We start from the raw sequence: 15,083 nt of genomic DNA, 5'->3' as shown, positions 1-15,083 counted from the left end.
AAATTGACAGCGCATTCATTAAGATGTTAAGCTCTTAAAGTTAAATAAACTATGAATTACAGGGGGGCAATAAAGGTGAAGCAACATTATCTGGGTTTTTGGAATTTTACTTTGTTAGTAATTTTAGGATTGGTTAGTTTTCATCAAACACCGATAAACGTTCGTGCTAGCGAAAAACCAGTTACCATTTATTTAGTACGTCATGGTGAAACAACTGCTAATGTAATGCATTTAGCACAAGGTTGGTCAGATTTTCCGTTAACGAAGAATGGCAAGCAAGGTGCTAAATATTTAGGAATTGGTTTAAAAAAAGTTAACTTCCAAGCAGCTTATTCAGGAAATTTAACGCGTCAGGAAGAAACAGCGCAGGGAGTTTTGCAGAGTTCTAAAAATTCTAAAATTAAATTAAGAATTAATCCCGATTTGCGAGAAGATAACTATGGTAGTTTTGAAGGACGACCGGATATGGCCGAAAGTGTTCCTAAAATTGCCAAGTATTACGGTTATCCTGATGTGCAAACTTTTTTGAAAAAAACCGGCAAAAATGCGATGACTAAGATGCAAGATGGCTATTATCATTTAGATCAGCAAAATGTTTTAAAAACCGATCTTAAACCGCAAGATCGGGCTGAAAGCTCACAACAAGTTCAAAAGCGGATGCAAAATGCAATTTTCAAGATTGCTCAGAAAAATCAAAAATTTGGTCATAAAAATGTTTTAATTGTTAGTTCAGGAATGTCCATTAATCAATTTTTGGCTGCTGAAAAAATTCCAGAATACCAAGGTAAAGCATTAGATAATGACTCAGTAACAAAAGTTATTTATCAAAATAAAAAGTTTGAGTTAAAAGGAAAGATTGGGGACATTGGTTATTACAATCAGGGGAAAAAAGTAGCACGCTAAAATTAAATTGAGTTTAAAAATAAAAAAAGCATTGAAATCAAGAAGAAGTGTGTACAGCCAATCGTTTGGTTCTTGGAGGCACACTAGCTTAAGATGGCAATGCTTTTTATGTTAAAATGATTTTTCATTCCAAGATTGTTTAGCAATATTAAAAACAATTTCAGAATTTTATTTGACACTAATTTGTTTTCTTAATTATGCTATAATGATTTTTGTGCGAACTTGTGTTCGCGATAAAAAAAGATTGAAATCAGAGTAGATTTAGTTAAAATATATCTTGCTGCTCTTTGTTTTTAGGGATTTTTATGTCGGCGTTTTTGCAAAGAATAAACTAAACCAACATGAACTAAATTTTCATTATGATGAATCATTCGCTTGATATTTGACCAATGACGAAGATAAACAACGATCGTTACGACAATTGCCGCAAATAAGAAGTATGGATCGTGAGTTCGCCAAATTAAAATAGTTAAAACGGGTAGGGAAATCAGGCTAGCCAAGCTCACCGTACTACTGAGTAAGACAATTACGGCAAATAAACTAAAAGCGACCCCAAATAGCGGTGGGTTATAAGCTAACAAAATTCCAGAAGCGGTAGCAACTGCCTTACCACCGGTAAAGTGCATGAAAATTGAGTAGCAATGGCCTAAAACAGCAGCTAAGCCGACGACAATCATCCATTGCTTTCCAGGAATACTAAAAAAAACCGGTAAACTAGCTCCTAATGTGCCCTTAAAAATGTCTAAAGCTAAGACGGTAATTCCTGGTAAAACACCAAAGACTCGAAAAGTATTAGTAGTTCCGATATTGCCACTACCACTTTTGCGAATATCTTGGTGAAAAAATAATTTTCCTAACACATAGGCTGAGGGAAAAGAGCCAATTAAATATGCTAAAATAAAGCAGGTTATAGCCTTTAATAACAACGATAAAACCTCCGTTATAAAAATTAATCAGATTTTCTGAATTTAATCAGAAGTCTATTTTAATACAAAACAATAAAATATTCTGTTATTTTTTGAAAGTGGGATTCTATGACAAATAATTATGACGATTCGTCAATTCAAATTTTACACGGTTTACAAGCAGTTCGCAAAAGGCCGGGCATGTATATCGGCTCGACTGATGCGCGAGGATTACATCACTTAGTATATGAAATTGTTGATAATTCAGTTGATGAGGCCTTAGCTGGTTTTGGTAAAAAAATAGGTGTTACGTTAAATCAAGATGGTTCTGTAACTGTTGCTGATCAAGGGCGAGGGATGCCAACTGGTATGCATGAATCAGGTATTCCAACGATTGAAGTAATTTTAACTGTTTTACATGCTGGTGGAAAATTTTCTGATAATAGTTATAAAACCTCTGGTGGTTTGCATGGCGTTGGTTCTTCAGTGGTTAACGCCTTATCTGAATGGCTAAAAGTTAAGGTTGTTCGTGACCACGTTGCTTACGAAGAAACTTTTAAGACTGGTGGTCAACCAGTGGGAACTTTAAAAAGAGTAGGACGCGTTCAACAATTAAGTGGGACTACGATTACTTTTAAACCTGACGCAACTATTTTTCAGACAACGAAATTTAATTTTGAGACGTTGGCGGAGCGTTTAAGGGAATCAGCCTTTTTACTGAAGGGTGTCAAAATCACCTTAACTGATAAACGTGTAACGCCCCAACGCCTTGAAGAATATTGTTTTGCGGATGGTATTCAATCTTTCGTGAAGTATTTAAACGAGGGTAAAGATGCCATTAAAAACATCTTTTATTTTGAGGGTACTAAAAATAAAATTGAGATCGAATTTGCTGGTCAATATAATGATGGCTATTCCGAAAATATTCTTTCGTTCGTTAATAATGTTCGCACTAGCGATGGTGGTAGCCATGAAGCAGGAATGAAGTCCGGGTTAACGAAAGCTTTTAATGAGTACGCACGTAAAGTTGGTTTGCTTAAAGACAATGATAAAAATTTAGAAGGTTCTGATGTTCGTGAGGGATTAAGTGCAGTTTTATCGGTTAGAATTCCCGAAAATTTGTTACAATTTGAAGGTCAAACCAAGGGAAAATTAGGAACACCTGAAGCTCGTGGTGCAGTTGATAATTTGATTTATGAGCAAATGACGTATTATTTAATGGAAAATGGTGATTTTAGCCAGATGCTTGTAAAAAAAGCGCTAAAAGCTCGCCAAGCGCGTGAGGCTGCACGTAAGGCTCGTGAAAATAGTCGTGGTAAGCGGAAGAAAAAAGATCAGGGGTTGCTTTCAGGAAAGCTTACACCAGCACAATCGCGTAATCCACAAAAAAATGAGTTGTATTTGGTTGAGGGAGACTCTGCTGGTGGTTCAGCCAAACAGGGACGTGACCGTAAATTTCAAGCCATTTTACCTTTACGAGGCAAAGTTTTAAATACGCAAAAGGCTAAATTAGACGATATTTTTAAAAATGAAGAAATCAATACAATGATTTATACAATTGGGGCTGGTGTGGGTCCAGAATTTAATTTGTCTGATAGTAACTACGATAAGGTGATTATTATGACTGATGCTGATACGGATGGTGCACACATTCAAATTTTATTACTGACTTTCTTTTATCGCTATATGCGACCATTAATTGAAGCTGGCCGTGTTTATATTGCGTTACCACCATTATATAAACTACAAAAGGGACGTGGCGCTAAAACTAAGATTGAATATGCTTGGACTGAAGATGAACTACGCACAGATATTCAGCAAATTGGTGCCGGTTATAGTTTGCAACGGTTTAAAGGTCTAGGGGAAATGAATGCTGATCAATTATGGGAAACGACGATGGATCCAGCCAGTCGAACTTTGGTACGAGTGCGCATCGATGATGCGGCTTTAGCAGAACGACGGGTAACAACTTTGATGGGTGATAAAGTTGCCCCACGACGTCAATGGATTGAAGAAAACGTTAAATTTAATTTAGAAGATGATGGCAGTTTGATTGATAATGCTTCACAGTCTAATTTAGCAACGACTGATTTAAAAAAGCAATTAAGTAATAAATAAGGTGAGTGAATAATTTGAGTACAGATTCCCGAATTCAAGAATTATCCTTGGAAGAAATTATGGGTGACCGTTTTGGACGTTATTCCAAATATATTATTCAAGAACGGGCTTTGCCTGATGTACGCGATGGATTAAAGCCAGTACAGCGACGGATTTTATATGCAATGAATATTGATGGCAATACTTACGATAAGGCTTTTAAAAAATCGGCCAAGTCTGTTGGTAATGTTATGGGAAATTTTCACCCTCATGGTGACAGTTCAATTTATGAAGCTTTAGTGCGTCTCAGTCAAAATTGGAAATTGCGGGCGACCTTAATTGAAATGCACGGAAATAATGGTTCAATGGACGGTGATCCGCCGGCAGCTATGCGTTATACTGAAGCTCGTCTTAGTAAAATTGCCCAGACGATGTTGCAGGATATTGATAAAGACACTGTAGATATGGTTTTAAATTTTGATGATACTCAAGAAGAACCTACAGTTTTACCAGCACGGTTTCCTAATTTACTAGTTAATGGGGCAACTGGTATTTCAGCAGGGTATGCAACGGAGATTCCGCCACATAATTTGGGTGAAGTTATTGATGCAACGATTGCTTTAATTGATAATCCTGAATTAACATTAGACCAAGCAATGCAATACGTTCAAGGACCAGATTTTCCCACGGGAGGCATCTTACAAGGAGTTGCCGGTATTAAGCAAGCGTATGAAACTGGACGTGGACGTGTGGTACTTCGTTCTAAAACGAAAATTACTGAATTACGTGGTCATCGGAGTCAAATTGTGATTACCGAAATCCCTTATGAAGTCAATAAAGCACAATTAGTGAAAAAGATTGATGAGATTCGAGTGTTTAAGAAAATAGAAGGAATTGCTGAAGTTCGTGATGAGTCGGATCGTCATGGATTATCAATTGTCATTGAATTAAAACGTGATGTCGATGCTCTGGGTGTGTTGAATTATTTATATAAAAATACGGATTTGCAGGTTTCTTACAACTTTAATATGGTGGCGATTTCTCAAATGCGTCCGCAACAAATGGGACTACTCCCTATTTTACGGGCTTACGTTGAACATCAAAAGGAAGTTGTTCTACGACGAACACATTTTGATTTAAAAAAAGCTCAACAACGTCTGCATATCGTTGATGGTTTAATTAAGGCGTTGTCCATTTTAGATCAAGTTATTACAACAATTCGAGCAAGCAAAAATAAACATGATGCTCAACAGAATCTAATGTCTGAATACAATTTTAGTGAAAAACAAGCTGGTGCGATTGTTGCTTTGCAGTTATATCGTTTAACTAATACAGATGTTTCATCATTACAGAAAGAACAAGCAGGTTTACAGAAAAAAATTGGGCAGTTTCAAAGGATCATTGATCAGCCACAAGTTTTATTGACAGTTATTAAAAAAGAATTACAATTAATTAAATCAGAATTTGCTACACCACGTTTAACCCAAATTCAAGCTCAAGTTCAAGAATTAAAAATTGATCGTAGCGTGATGGTTGGCAATGAAACGGTTAGAGTTTTGGTTAGTGAACAGGGTTATCTTAAGCGAAGCAGCTTACGTTCTTATCAGGCCTCTAAAGCTACTGAAAATGGTTTACAACGGGATGATTTAATAATCTTAGATCAAGAAGCATCTACCTTGGACCATATCTTTTTATTTACTAATTATGGTCATTTAATTTATCGACCAGTACATGAGTTAGATGATGTCCGTTGGAAGGAAACCGGTCAACATTTATCACAAACTTTTACTCTTCATTCAGATGAAACAGTATTAAGAGCTTTCATATTTAAAGATTTAAAGCAGCAAGGTAATTTTATTTTGACCACCGATGATGGTTATATTAAGCAAGTTAATTTTCAGGATTTATTACCTGGAAGGACTTATCGCACTAAGCCATTAGTAGCCATGAAATTACATTCGGTGGCGCATTTAGTGAATGTCGGTTATACTAATCATTCTAAAGATAATTTAGACGTGGTATGTTGGTCAAATACTGCTTATGCATTACGCTTTAATTTACGAGAAGTACCGGTAGTCAAAGCTAAGGCAATGGGGGTTAAATTATTAAAATTAAAGCCAGGAGAATTAGTTGTTAATTGTGAAATTTATTCTTCAGACAGTGCGGACCAGTTAAACGTTGGTATCTTAACACAGCGCGGTGCCTTTAAAAAAATGAAATTGACAGAAATTCCGTTATCTAGTCGTGACCATAGAGGAATATTAGTTTTGCGGAAATTAAAAAAATGTCCTCATTTCATAAAATTTGTTTCTTTATTTGCTAAAAATGATATATTAGAAGTTGAAACGAAAAATCATTATTGGAATCAGCTTAAATTAACGGATTTTACTAAGGTAGATCGTTATTCAAATGGCTCCTTTGTAATTGACGTTGAAAAAGATGGACCAATAATAAAAACCAAAAAAATTACTCAATCACCAGTGGATGATGAAAAATAAGTGAGGTAGATTTATGACTGTTAGCAACAATAATGATGATTTTACGAGAGTTTTTACTTCTAAATCATTGGGCTATTTTGCTAAGTTAGCTGATAATTTAAATTACACTAAGACTGCTCGTTCTTTGGGAATTACGCAGCCTGCTTTAACTCAGCAAATTAAAAAAATTGAGCGTAGCATTGGTACGCCTTTATTCTATTCAGTTGGTAAACAAATCCATTTAACTGATGCAGGAAGAATTTTATTAAAGTCAGTTCAGGAAGTTTATGGAACAATGATTACGGCAATTGACAAGATTCAAAAATCAACGTTGTCTTCGACAGGATCTATTAAGATCGGTTTATTATCAACAATTGAAGATAGTGTAATTGAAGATTTTATTATTCGCTATAATGACTTGCAACCAGATGTTGTGTTAGAAACTTTGTTATTAACGCGCCGCGAATTGTGGGATAGTTTAGAGAATAATCAAATTGATTTGGCAATTATGTATTTGCCAGATGTGTCAATCAAGAATTGGCGTCCTTATAGCACTAAAAAAATTGTTGGTGAAAATTTAATTCTTTTAAATGATAATCCTCAGTGGAAGGACCAACGTGTTTTACAATTAAGTGAAACGACTGTAAAATCGTGGGTTAGTTATCCAAGCAATTATTATTTGACAGAATTATTACGGGAGCAATTTAAGAATCAATTAGTTGATCAACCGCACTGTATTGCTCGTTTTTCAGCGCCTGATCAAATTTTACGTTTTGCACAGGAAAAGGGAGTCTATGCGGCTTTTCCAGAGAGCTATGTTATTGCCAATGAAGAACATATTACAATGCAGAAAAATTATATTGAACCGGCCATTGATTTTGAGCTTGATTTTATTTATCGAAAGGAAAAATCCAGTATTCCGCGGATTGAAACTTTTTTAAAGGCTTGGGATAGTTACGTGGAGGATATCTCTTACAGTGATCGATTAAAAGCTGTTGCTCAAAGAAATAGTAAGTAATTGAGCTTAATACAAGTTGTCGGTTAAAAATAATAGTTGAGACAATAAGTTTAATGTTCGTATTTTAGATAGATGATGCGAATATTAATTAATTGTGGTTTTCCAAAAGTCAAATGTAATTGTTAAATGATTTTTGTTTCAGTCTAACCCTTGTATTATAATAAAGCTAAATAAATCCGTTTGGAGGGGATTATTGTGGCAAAAGAGTTTATTTTTGGACATCAAAATCCAGATACTGATGCAATTGCAGCGGCCATTGCATATTCATATTTACAAAATAAGTTAGGTTTAGATACGCAACCTGTTGCACTGGGTGAACCTAATGATGAGACGAAATTTGTTTTAGAATATTTTAAACAATCAGCACCGAAAGTTATTCATCAAGCTAAACCTGAAGTGGATAGCGTTATGTTAGTTGACCATAATGAGGCTCAACAAAGTGTTAGTGATATTGATCAATTAACCGTAACCCATGTTGTAGATCACCATCGGATTGCTAATTTTGAAACTGCAGGTCCCTTGTATTATCGGGGCGAACCTCTGGGATCAACTAATACTATTTTGTGGGAAATGTATCATGAAGCTGGTGTAGAAATTCCTGCTCAGATTGCTGGATTAATGATGTCTGCAATTATTTCTGATACATTATTGCTAAATTCACCGACGACAACAGAGGTAGATCATCAAGCGATTGAAGATTTGGCCAACATTGCTCATGAAGATTACAAAACATATGGTTTAAAGATGTTAAAGGCTGGGGCTAATATTGCTGATAAAACGGCTGTGGATTTAATTGATGCTGATGCTAAAAGTTTTGAAATGGGTGGTCAACAAATTAGAATAGCCCAAGTAAACGTTGTTGATATGGATGAAGCTGTTGCTCGCCAAGAAGAATTTGATGCGGCGATGGCTCAAAGTCGCAAAGAAAATGGTTATGCTTTATTTTTATTAGCTATAACCAATGTTTTGAATAGTGATACGACGATGATTGTCAATGGAGACGCTACTTTGATACCAAAGGTAGAAGCAGCGTTTAATCAACAATTAAATCAGGGAAAAATGCATTTACCCGGTGTTGTTTCACGTAAAAAACAGATTGTTCCACCACTACAAAAACAATTTTAATCTTTAATTAAGCAAGAACCTTAAATAAAGAGGTTGGGATAAAAGTCGTTTAACGGTTGAGCACTAACAGAATTAAATTTCAAAGTCCGAACTGGACTGTAAAAATTTAATTCTGTTAGGTACAAATTGTTGACTTTTGGAACGCAATAATGAATTAATGTTCGTTTAATTTACGATAAAATACGAACCTTAATCTTATTGTCCCAACTTCTTTTTTTGTTAGAAAAATTTGGAACCCGTAATCCGATTTTAGGAGGCTTGTTTTTATAAATTTAATGTAAACTAATAACTGCCGTTAAAAGTTTTGTTATCTATGACAATGAATAAAAGATTGAATAATTATGTATCACACGACAATTAACTTTGTTATAATTGACAAAATGATTGAGAGAAGGTAATTCTTATGAATCAGGATCAAAAAATCGCTATTTTGGATAAATTAATTAGTTTTAAATCAGTAAATAATAATGAAAAGCAAGTAGCTCAATACTTACAGTCTTTATTAACTGATGCTGGAATTGATAGTCAATTAGTACCGGTTGAAGGAGAGCGAGCTAATTTAGTTGCAGAAATTGGTTCAGGTCAACCTGTTTTAGCAGTTACTGGTCATATGGATGTAGTTGATGTTGAATTAGATAATTGGGAAACCGATCCTTTTAAATTAACTACTAAGGGTGATAAGTTATATGGCCGAGGAACGACTGATATGAAAGCTGGATTGGCTGCTTTGGTGATTGCATTAATTGAGTTGAAGCAAAATAAAACGCCAATTAATGGAACCATTCGTTTGTTAGCTACTGCTGGTGAAGAGGTTGGACAACAAGGGGCACAAGTTTTGTTTGAGAAGGGATATATGCAGGACGTTGACACTTTATTGGTTGGTGAACCTTCTGGTTATATGGCCCCTTATGCTAGTAAAGGTGAATTAGATATTCATTTAAAATCTGTAGGAAAAGCAGCTCATAGTTCGATGCCACAATTTGGCAATAACGCTGTTGAACATTTGATTAGTGTTTTAAATAATGTTAAGGAAAAAGTCGCTAAATTAATGACTTCTGCTCATAATTCAGTTTTAGGTGATACTGTGTTTAACATTGATGTTATTCATGGAGGTAGTCAGGATAATGCAATTCCTGGCTTTGCAGAAGCAGTTATTAATATTCGAACAATTCCAGAATTAACTAATCAAACTATTTTAGATGCTATTCAGGCAGTGATTGATCAATACAATCATGATACAACTGGTCAAATTTCAATGGTTGTCAACATGGATATTATTCCAATTGTTGGTAAAGAAGATGCAAAAATTATTAAATTAATTCAAGAAATTGCCGTACCTTATGAACAAGAATATTATCAAAATGCGATGAGTGCTGCTGACTTAGAGCAGAAAAAGCAAAGTAGTAAATTAATGAATGTGAAATTTTCGGATGACCAAATTGTGACTGTCGGAGTTGCTGGTGGTACTGATGCATCTAAATTATTATATGATCAGCCCACTGGTGCTAATTATGTAATGTTTGGTCCAGGAAATGATAATCCGCATCAAGATAATGAGTATGTTTCTCAAACAATGTATTTACAATTTATTGAAATTTATCGAAAATTATTTACAGAATTTTTTAATAAATAAGATTAAAGTTTTTTTGGATGGCTGGTAATGACAAAACAATATTTAAGTATTGATGTGGGAGGAACACATCTAAAATACGGCTTAATTAAAGCCGATGGTAAATCGACTAAATTGACTATTAAGCAGACGGTTCCTACTGTGACAACGAGTCTAACTGACTTTGTTCAACAAGTACAAACAATTATTGACCAACTAGCTGGTCAATATCAAGGTATTGCCTTTAGTGTACCTGGTAAAGTAGAACATCCATCAGAAAAAATTAGTGGTGGTGGTTTACTCGGATTTTTAGATCAACAGTCTTTACAGCAGTTACTTAAAGTTCCGATGGCTGATGTTTTATTAACTGTTGAAAATGATGGAAAAGCAGCTGCCTTGGCTGAGATGTGGTTAGGAAATTTACAAGGAATTGCCAATGGTGCCGCTATCGTCTTAGGCTCGGGTGTTGGTAGTGGCTTAGTTTTAAATCATCAATTATTATATGGTCAGCATTATCAAGCTGGCGAAATTAGCTTTATGTTGCAAGACAAGACAGCTAAGTTGGATAGTCTGAGTGGCAAAAATTGTTCCGCGGTTTTAATGATTAAGACAATTGCCCAGGAGCTGGGGTTAACTAATTTAACTGATGGCAAAACAGTTTTCACGGCTATTAATGATCAAGATTCGCATGTACTACCAATTTTTGAAGAGTATTGTCAAAATATTGCTTTACTATTGCAAAATGTTCAAGCGGTTGTAGACGTACAACGTTTTGTGATTGGTGGCGGTATTTCAGACCAGCCAATCGTAACTAAGATGATTGAACAAAAATTACTTCAATTAAGAAAAAAATTACCAATTATTGAACAGACGTTAGTCATGCCTGAGATTATAACTAGTAAGCTGAGAAATGATGCTAATTTATACGGGGCACTGTATCACTTATTATTAGTACAGCAACAAAATGAGCATTAAATTTGTGATTTTGACTAAGATGGTATTAGATGTATAAGTTAACTAATGTCATTAGGAGGACAAAATTTGAAAATTGCAGTGATTGGTGCTACCGGAATGGCTGGCTCAGCCATTGTTCGTGAGGCTTTAATGAGAGGTCATGAAGTGACGGCTATTAGTCGTACTCAGTCTAAGTTGAACAAATTAGCTGAAGATTTAGGCAGTGACCGTTTAAAAATTCGAGCACAAGATGCTTTTGATTTAACCCAAAACGACTTAGAAAAGTTTGCAGTAGTCATAGATGCCTTTGCTACGGCACCTAATAAAGCATATTTACATGTTGATTTAGCAACGCATTTAGTTGCTAAATTACGTGAAACAAATCAGCCTCGATTAGTGTTTATTTTGGGTGCTGGCAGTCTTTTGACAGGATCAGATAATCATTTACTGGTACGTGATATGCAACAAGATCCAGCAAAGCAATCATTTATTTCTGTGCCGGAGAATCAATTAGCAGAATTAGAATTTTTAAAAACTGTAAAAAATGTTTTTTGGGTGGGAATTTCTCCTGGTGATAGTTTTGTTGCGGGACCTGCAACAGCTACACAAATTGGAAAAGATCGGTTGTTGTTTAATCAACAACATATTTCGCAAACTAATTCGGGCACTATGGCAGTTACTGTTTTAGATGAAATTGAAAAGCCAACGCATCAAAATCAGCGCTTTACAGTGATCAATCAATAAGTATTATTTGAATTTTCGTTCAGTTAGAGACTAGAACATCACAACAATTAATATTCGTATTATATTAATTGTTGAAGTGTTTTAGTCTTTTTTGGTTTTTTTACAAGAAATTTAACTCAGTCACTTAAGTTTAAAACATGGTAAGATAGATTGAGTAGTTAAGTTGGGTTTAATAGTTGAGTTCAGGATAATAAGATTAAAGCTCGTATACTTTATCAAATGATACGAACCTTAATTCATTCTATCCTCTTAGTAATTAAAAAGTGATCAAATATTGAAGTGGGAAGCGAATTTATGGCCTCTTTAGCACGTGATTTGTTGAATGCAGGTAATACAACCATTAATAACGTATTATTGGCTAATATTAGTAAACTAAAAATGACGGGAGATGAATTTTTAATTTGGACTAATTTAAGAATGTATCAGGAACAAGGAATCCAATTTCCTCCTACAAATGATTTGGTAGCCAATACGGGGCTGGATGATAATTTAATCTATCAAATTATTCAAAATTTAATTGATAAGAAATTAATTAAAATTATTTCGAAAAATAAATCGAATGCTCCCCATCAAGATGTCTATGATTTAACGCCGACTTATGAGCGGTTATTAAATTTAGAAGTAACTGATAATTCAATAAAACAAAAGCCGATTGTTGATGGTGATCAGCAGGTTAGAAAATTATTTCAACAAATCGAAGTTGAATTTGGACGCCCGCTATCACCAATTGAACAACAAACTATTCAAGAATGGTTAGTAAAAGATCATTATGATTATCAATTGATTCAATTAGCTTTGAAAGAATCAGTATTAAACCAAGTTTATTCGCTGAAATATATGGATCGAATTTTATTAAATTGGGAAAAACATAATATTAAAACGGCTGCACAGTTACAACGGAAAAAAGAAAATTTGGAGGATTATTAATGTTGCTTACCGATGAACAAATTAAAATGGCAGTATTAATGATCATTCGACAATATCCTAAAGCAACACCGAGCTTGAAAGCTGCGAGTGATTTTCAATACTTATTTGCTGTGATATTAAGTGCTCAAACAACCGATAAAGCTGTCAATCAGGTCACACCACAGTTGTTTCAAAAATTTCCTGATGCTACTCATTTGGCTAAAGCTTCTGTATCCGAGGTAGAACCATTGATTAAAACATTAGGACTATACCATAATAAAGCGCGTAATTTAGTACGGTGTGCTCAGCAGCTAAGACAGAATTTTTCTGGACAGGTTCCAAATAAGAAAACTGATTTGATTACATTAGCTGGAGTAGGTGTCAAGACAGCGAATGTTGTTTTGAGTGATCGTTTTGGGGTTCCGGCTTTTGCTGTTGATACCCATGTTAGTAAAATAACCAAAAGACTTCATTTCGTTGATCCGACGGCTAGTGTTCACCAAATAGAGCAACGAGTTACGCAGGCACTTGATACTAAGTATTGGACCAAGGCGCATCATGCTTTGATTGATTTTGGGCGTGAATATAATTTTCATAATGAAAATCAAATTAAGAACTTACCGGTGGTTAAACTTTGTGATTGTTGGGTAACTCAAACTGATTTTATCCAAAATAAAACCTAATGCTGGTTTTAAAATTATATAATTTGATTATGAATTAGATAGAAGCTGAAAGATAAATTATAAAATTTTTATAAACAAATAAAAAAGGTTGGGACAATAAGATCAAGGTTCGTCTTCTATCACGAATCAAATGCCTTTTGTCCCAGCCTTTTTATCAATTGGCTTATTTAAAGTATTGAACTAATCCTTGATAGATGGAATTTGCCAAGTTATCTTGATAAGATTTGCTACTAATTTTATGATAATCTTTTTTATTATTGATATATCCACCCTCAATTAAGATCGCTGGTTGTTCGTTTTCACGTAAAACTTCATAATTGCCAAATCTAATACCACGATTAGGAAGTGGAACCTCTTTTAGTTGCTGATTAATACTTTTAGCTAGTCTTTGATCTTTTTTAGAGGAATAGTAATAGGTTGTTATGCCACTAGCATGATTGTCGTTAGTAGCGTCAAAATGTAAACTAATAAAAACATCAGCGCTTAATTTATTAGCCGTTCGTGCACGATCGGCTAAAGAGACACCAGTATCAGAATGTCTGGTTAAAATTACATTTGCACCTGCTTGTTCTAATTTTGCTTGAAGAATTTGTGCTGTTTTTAAAGTATAAGTTTTTTCATAATGCTTCTGATTAGAAGATAAAGCCCCAGGATCAGCACCGCCATGACCAGGATCTAACACAATAGTGGCTTCTGGTAATTTGGTGGCCGCTGTTTTGATAGCATGCTGAGTATCAGAAATAGAAACTAAGCCACTAGCAATGTACCCCTCATCACCAGAGTTTAACCGAATTTTATAAAATTTTCCGCTACGACCTAGATAAGGCAAGGTGGTTTGATCTGTGATATGAGCAATGACTTTACTGTTACTATTGGCACTTTGATAAATCCTAGTATTATTTTGTAAAGTGGTTACTGATTTGATATTAACAACTTTAGCATTGCCATTAATTGGCTGATTCTGTTGGATTTTTTCGGGAACTTTATCAGTAATAATTAATTCAGAGTTAGGAATCCAACCGACAGTTTTGTCAAATAAAATTTGACTCCAATTATTTTGGGAATAAACAATGTTAACTTTTTCGGACTGATTTAAAGTTCCTAAAACAGGTGCTGTTTTATCAGGATATTTTTGAACATTCGTATTCGGAGCTTTAATCACACCAAAGGTATTACTAGAAGTGTTAGCATCATCATTTGTAATTAGCCAACTAGCAACCCAACCAATTTTATCACTTGCAATTCGGACTTGATACCAATCATTTTTTTCACTAAGAATAGTTAGATGTTCTCCTCGTTTAACTTGCGTAATAGTGTCATAAGATAAACTGGGTCCCAGGCGCACATTTAAAAAATTTGCCCGCACAATAATTTGATTTGACTCTGCCAATGTTAAGGTTGAATAACTAGCAATTCCTAAAAGAACAGTTATAATTGAAATACTTATAAGATGATGATTATTTTTCAATAATATTTGTTTTAATTGTTTAAACATAAAATGACGTCCTGTAATCTTTCTTAATACTATATTATAATATTAAAAAGCAAATAGCTATGGTATTTATGCTTGGCTTAAATTGCACAGTAAATCAATCTAAATAAACAAGAATAACATTGACTATTAATTAAAAAGAATAATTGGAGGAAATTTTCATGCTAGAA

Annotated in this window: 12 protein-coding genes; 10 read left to right on the top strand and 2 right to left on the bottom strand. The window is 34.5% G+C overall.

From position 1 onward, the window contains the following. Window positions 1-75: 75 nt before the first annotated feature. Window positions 76-903, top strand: a complete 828-nt coding sequence (locus AC3B7A_RS00400; RefSeq protein WP_489755800.1) for a histidine phosphatase family protein — start codon at window positions 76-78, stop codon at window positions 901-903. Between the two features lie 293 nt (window positions 904-1,196). On the opposite strand, the gene plsY is transcribed toward AC3B7A_RS00400, so the two are convergent. Next, complete coding sequence (plsY, locus tag AC3B7A_RS00395) at window positions 1,197-1,829, bottom strand: glycerol-3-phosphate 1-O-acyltransferase PlsY (RefSeq protein ID WP_489755799.1); 633 nt, start codon at window positions 1,827-1,829, stop codon at window positions 1,197-1,199. A 108-nt stretch (window positions 1,830-1,937) separates the two neighbouring features. On the opposite strand from plsY, the gene parE reads away from it, so the two are divergent. The 9 genes from parE (at window position 1,938) to AC3B7A_RS00350 (ending at window position 13,421) form a co-directional block, all read left to right on the top strand. After that, window positions 1,938-3,926, top strand: coding sequence for a DNA topoisomerase IV subunit B (gene parE / locus AC3B7A_RS00390; protein ID WP_489755798.1), 1,989 nt, complete (start codon window positions 1,938-1,940; stop codon window positions 3,924-3,926). Window positions 3,927-3,940: 14 nt separating this feature from the next. After that, window positions 3,941-6,403 (top strand): DNA topoisomerase IV subunit A, encoded by a 2,463-nt coding sequence (parC, locus tag AC3B7A_RS00385; RefSeq protein ID WP_489756503.1) that lies wholly within the window; start codon window positions 3,941-3,943, stop codon window positions 6,401-6,403. A gap of 13 nt (window positions 6,404-6,416) precedes the next feature. Further along, a complete protein-coding gene (locus AC3B7A_RS00380) occupies window positions 6,417-7,400 on the top strand; it encodes a LysR family transcriptional regulator (protein ID WP_489755797.1) in 984 nt (327 codons plus the stop codon). A gap of 195 nt (window positions 7,401-7,595) precedes the next feature. Beyond that, window positions 7,596-8,525 (top strand): manganese-dependent inorganic pyrophosphatase, encoded by a 930-nt coding sequence (locus AC3B7A_RS00375; RefSeq protein ID WP_489755796.1) that lies wholly within the window; start codon window positions 7,596-7,598, stop codon window positions 8,523-8,525. A 403-nt stretch (window positions 8,526-8,928) separates the two neighbouring features. Further along, on the top strand, window positions 8,929-10,158 hold the full coding sequence (locus AC3B7A_RS00370; RefSeq protein WP_489755795.1) for an ArgE/DapE family deacylase: 1,230 nt from the start codon (window positions 8,929-8,931) through the stop codon (window positions 10,156-10,158). 27 nt (window positions 10,159-10,185) lie between these two features. Beyond that, window positions 10,186-11,109: an ROK family protein gene (locus tag AC3B7A_RS00365; protein ID WP_489755794.1), complete on the top strand. Its 924-nt coding sequence runs from the start codon at window positions 10,186-10,188 to the stop codon at window positions 11,107-11,109. Between the two features lie 66 nt (window positions 11,110-11,175). Continuing rightward, window positions 11,176-11,832: an NAD(P)-dependent oxidoreductase gene (locus tag AC3B7A_RS00360; RefSeq protein WP_489755793.1), complete on the top strand. Its 657-nt coding sequence runs from the start codon at window positions 11,176-11,178 to the stop codon at window positions 11,830-11,832. A 294-nt stretch (window positions 11,833-12,126) separates the two neighbouring features. Then, entirely contained in the window at window positions 12,127-12,759 is a 633-nt protein-coding gene (locus AC3B7A_RS00355; RefSeq protein ID WP_489755792.1) for a DnaD domain-containing protein, read from the top strand. After that, entirely contained in the window at window positions 12,759-13,421 is a 663-nt protein-coding gene (locus tag AC3B7A_RS00350; protein WP_489755791.1) for an endonuclease III domain-containing protein, read from the top strand. Before AC3B7A_RS00355 ends, AC3B7A_RS00350 begins: the two co-directional genes overlap by 1 nt. Window positions 13,422-13,584: 163 nt before the next feature. On the opposite strand, the gene AC3B7A_RS00345 is transcribed toward AC3B7A_RS00350, so the two are convergent. Next, entirely contained in the window at window positions 13,585-14,916 is a 1,332-nt protein-coding gene (locus AC3B7A_RS00345; protein ID WP_489755790.1) for an N-acetylmuramoyl-L-alanine amidase family protein, read from the bottom strand. Window positions 14,917-15,083: the final 167 nt, after the last annotated feature.

Source organism: Bombilactobacillus sp. ESL1202 (assembly GCF_058107125.1).
The sequence above is the reverse complement of the archived record's forward strand: the minus strand, read 5'-3'. Positions and strand labels throughout refer to the sequence as shown.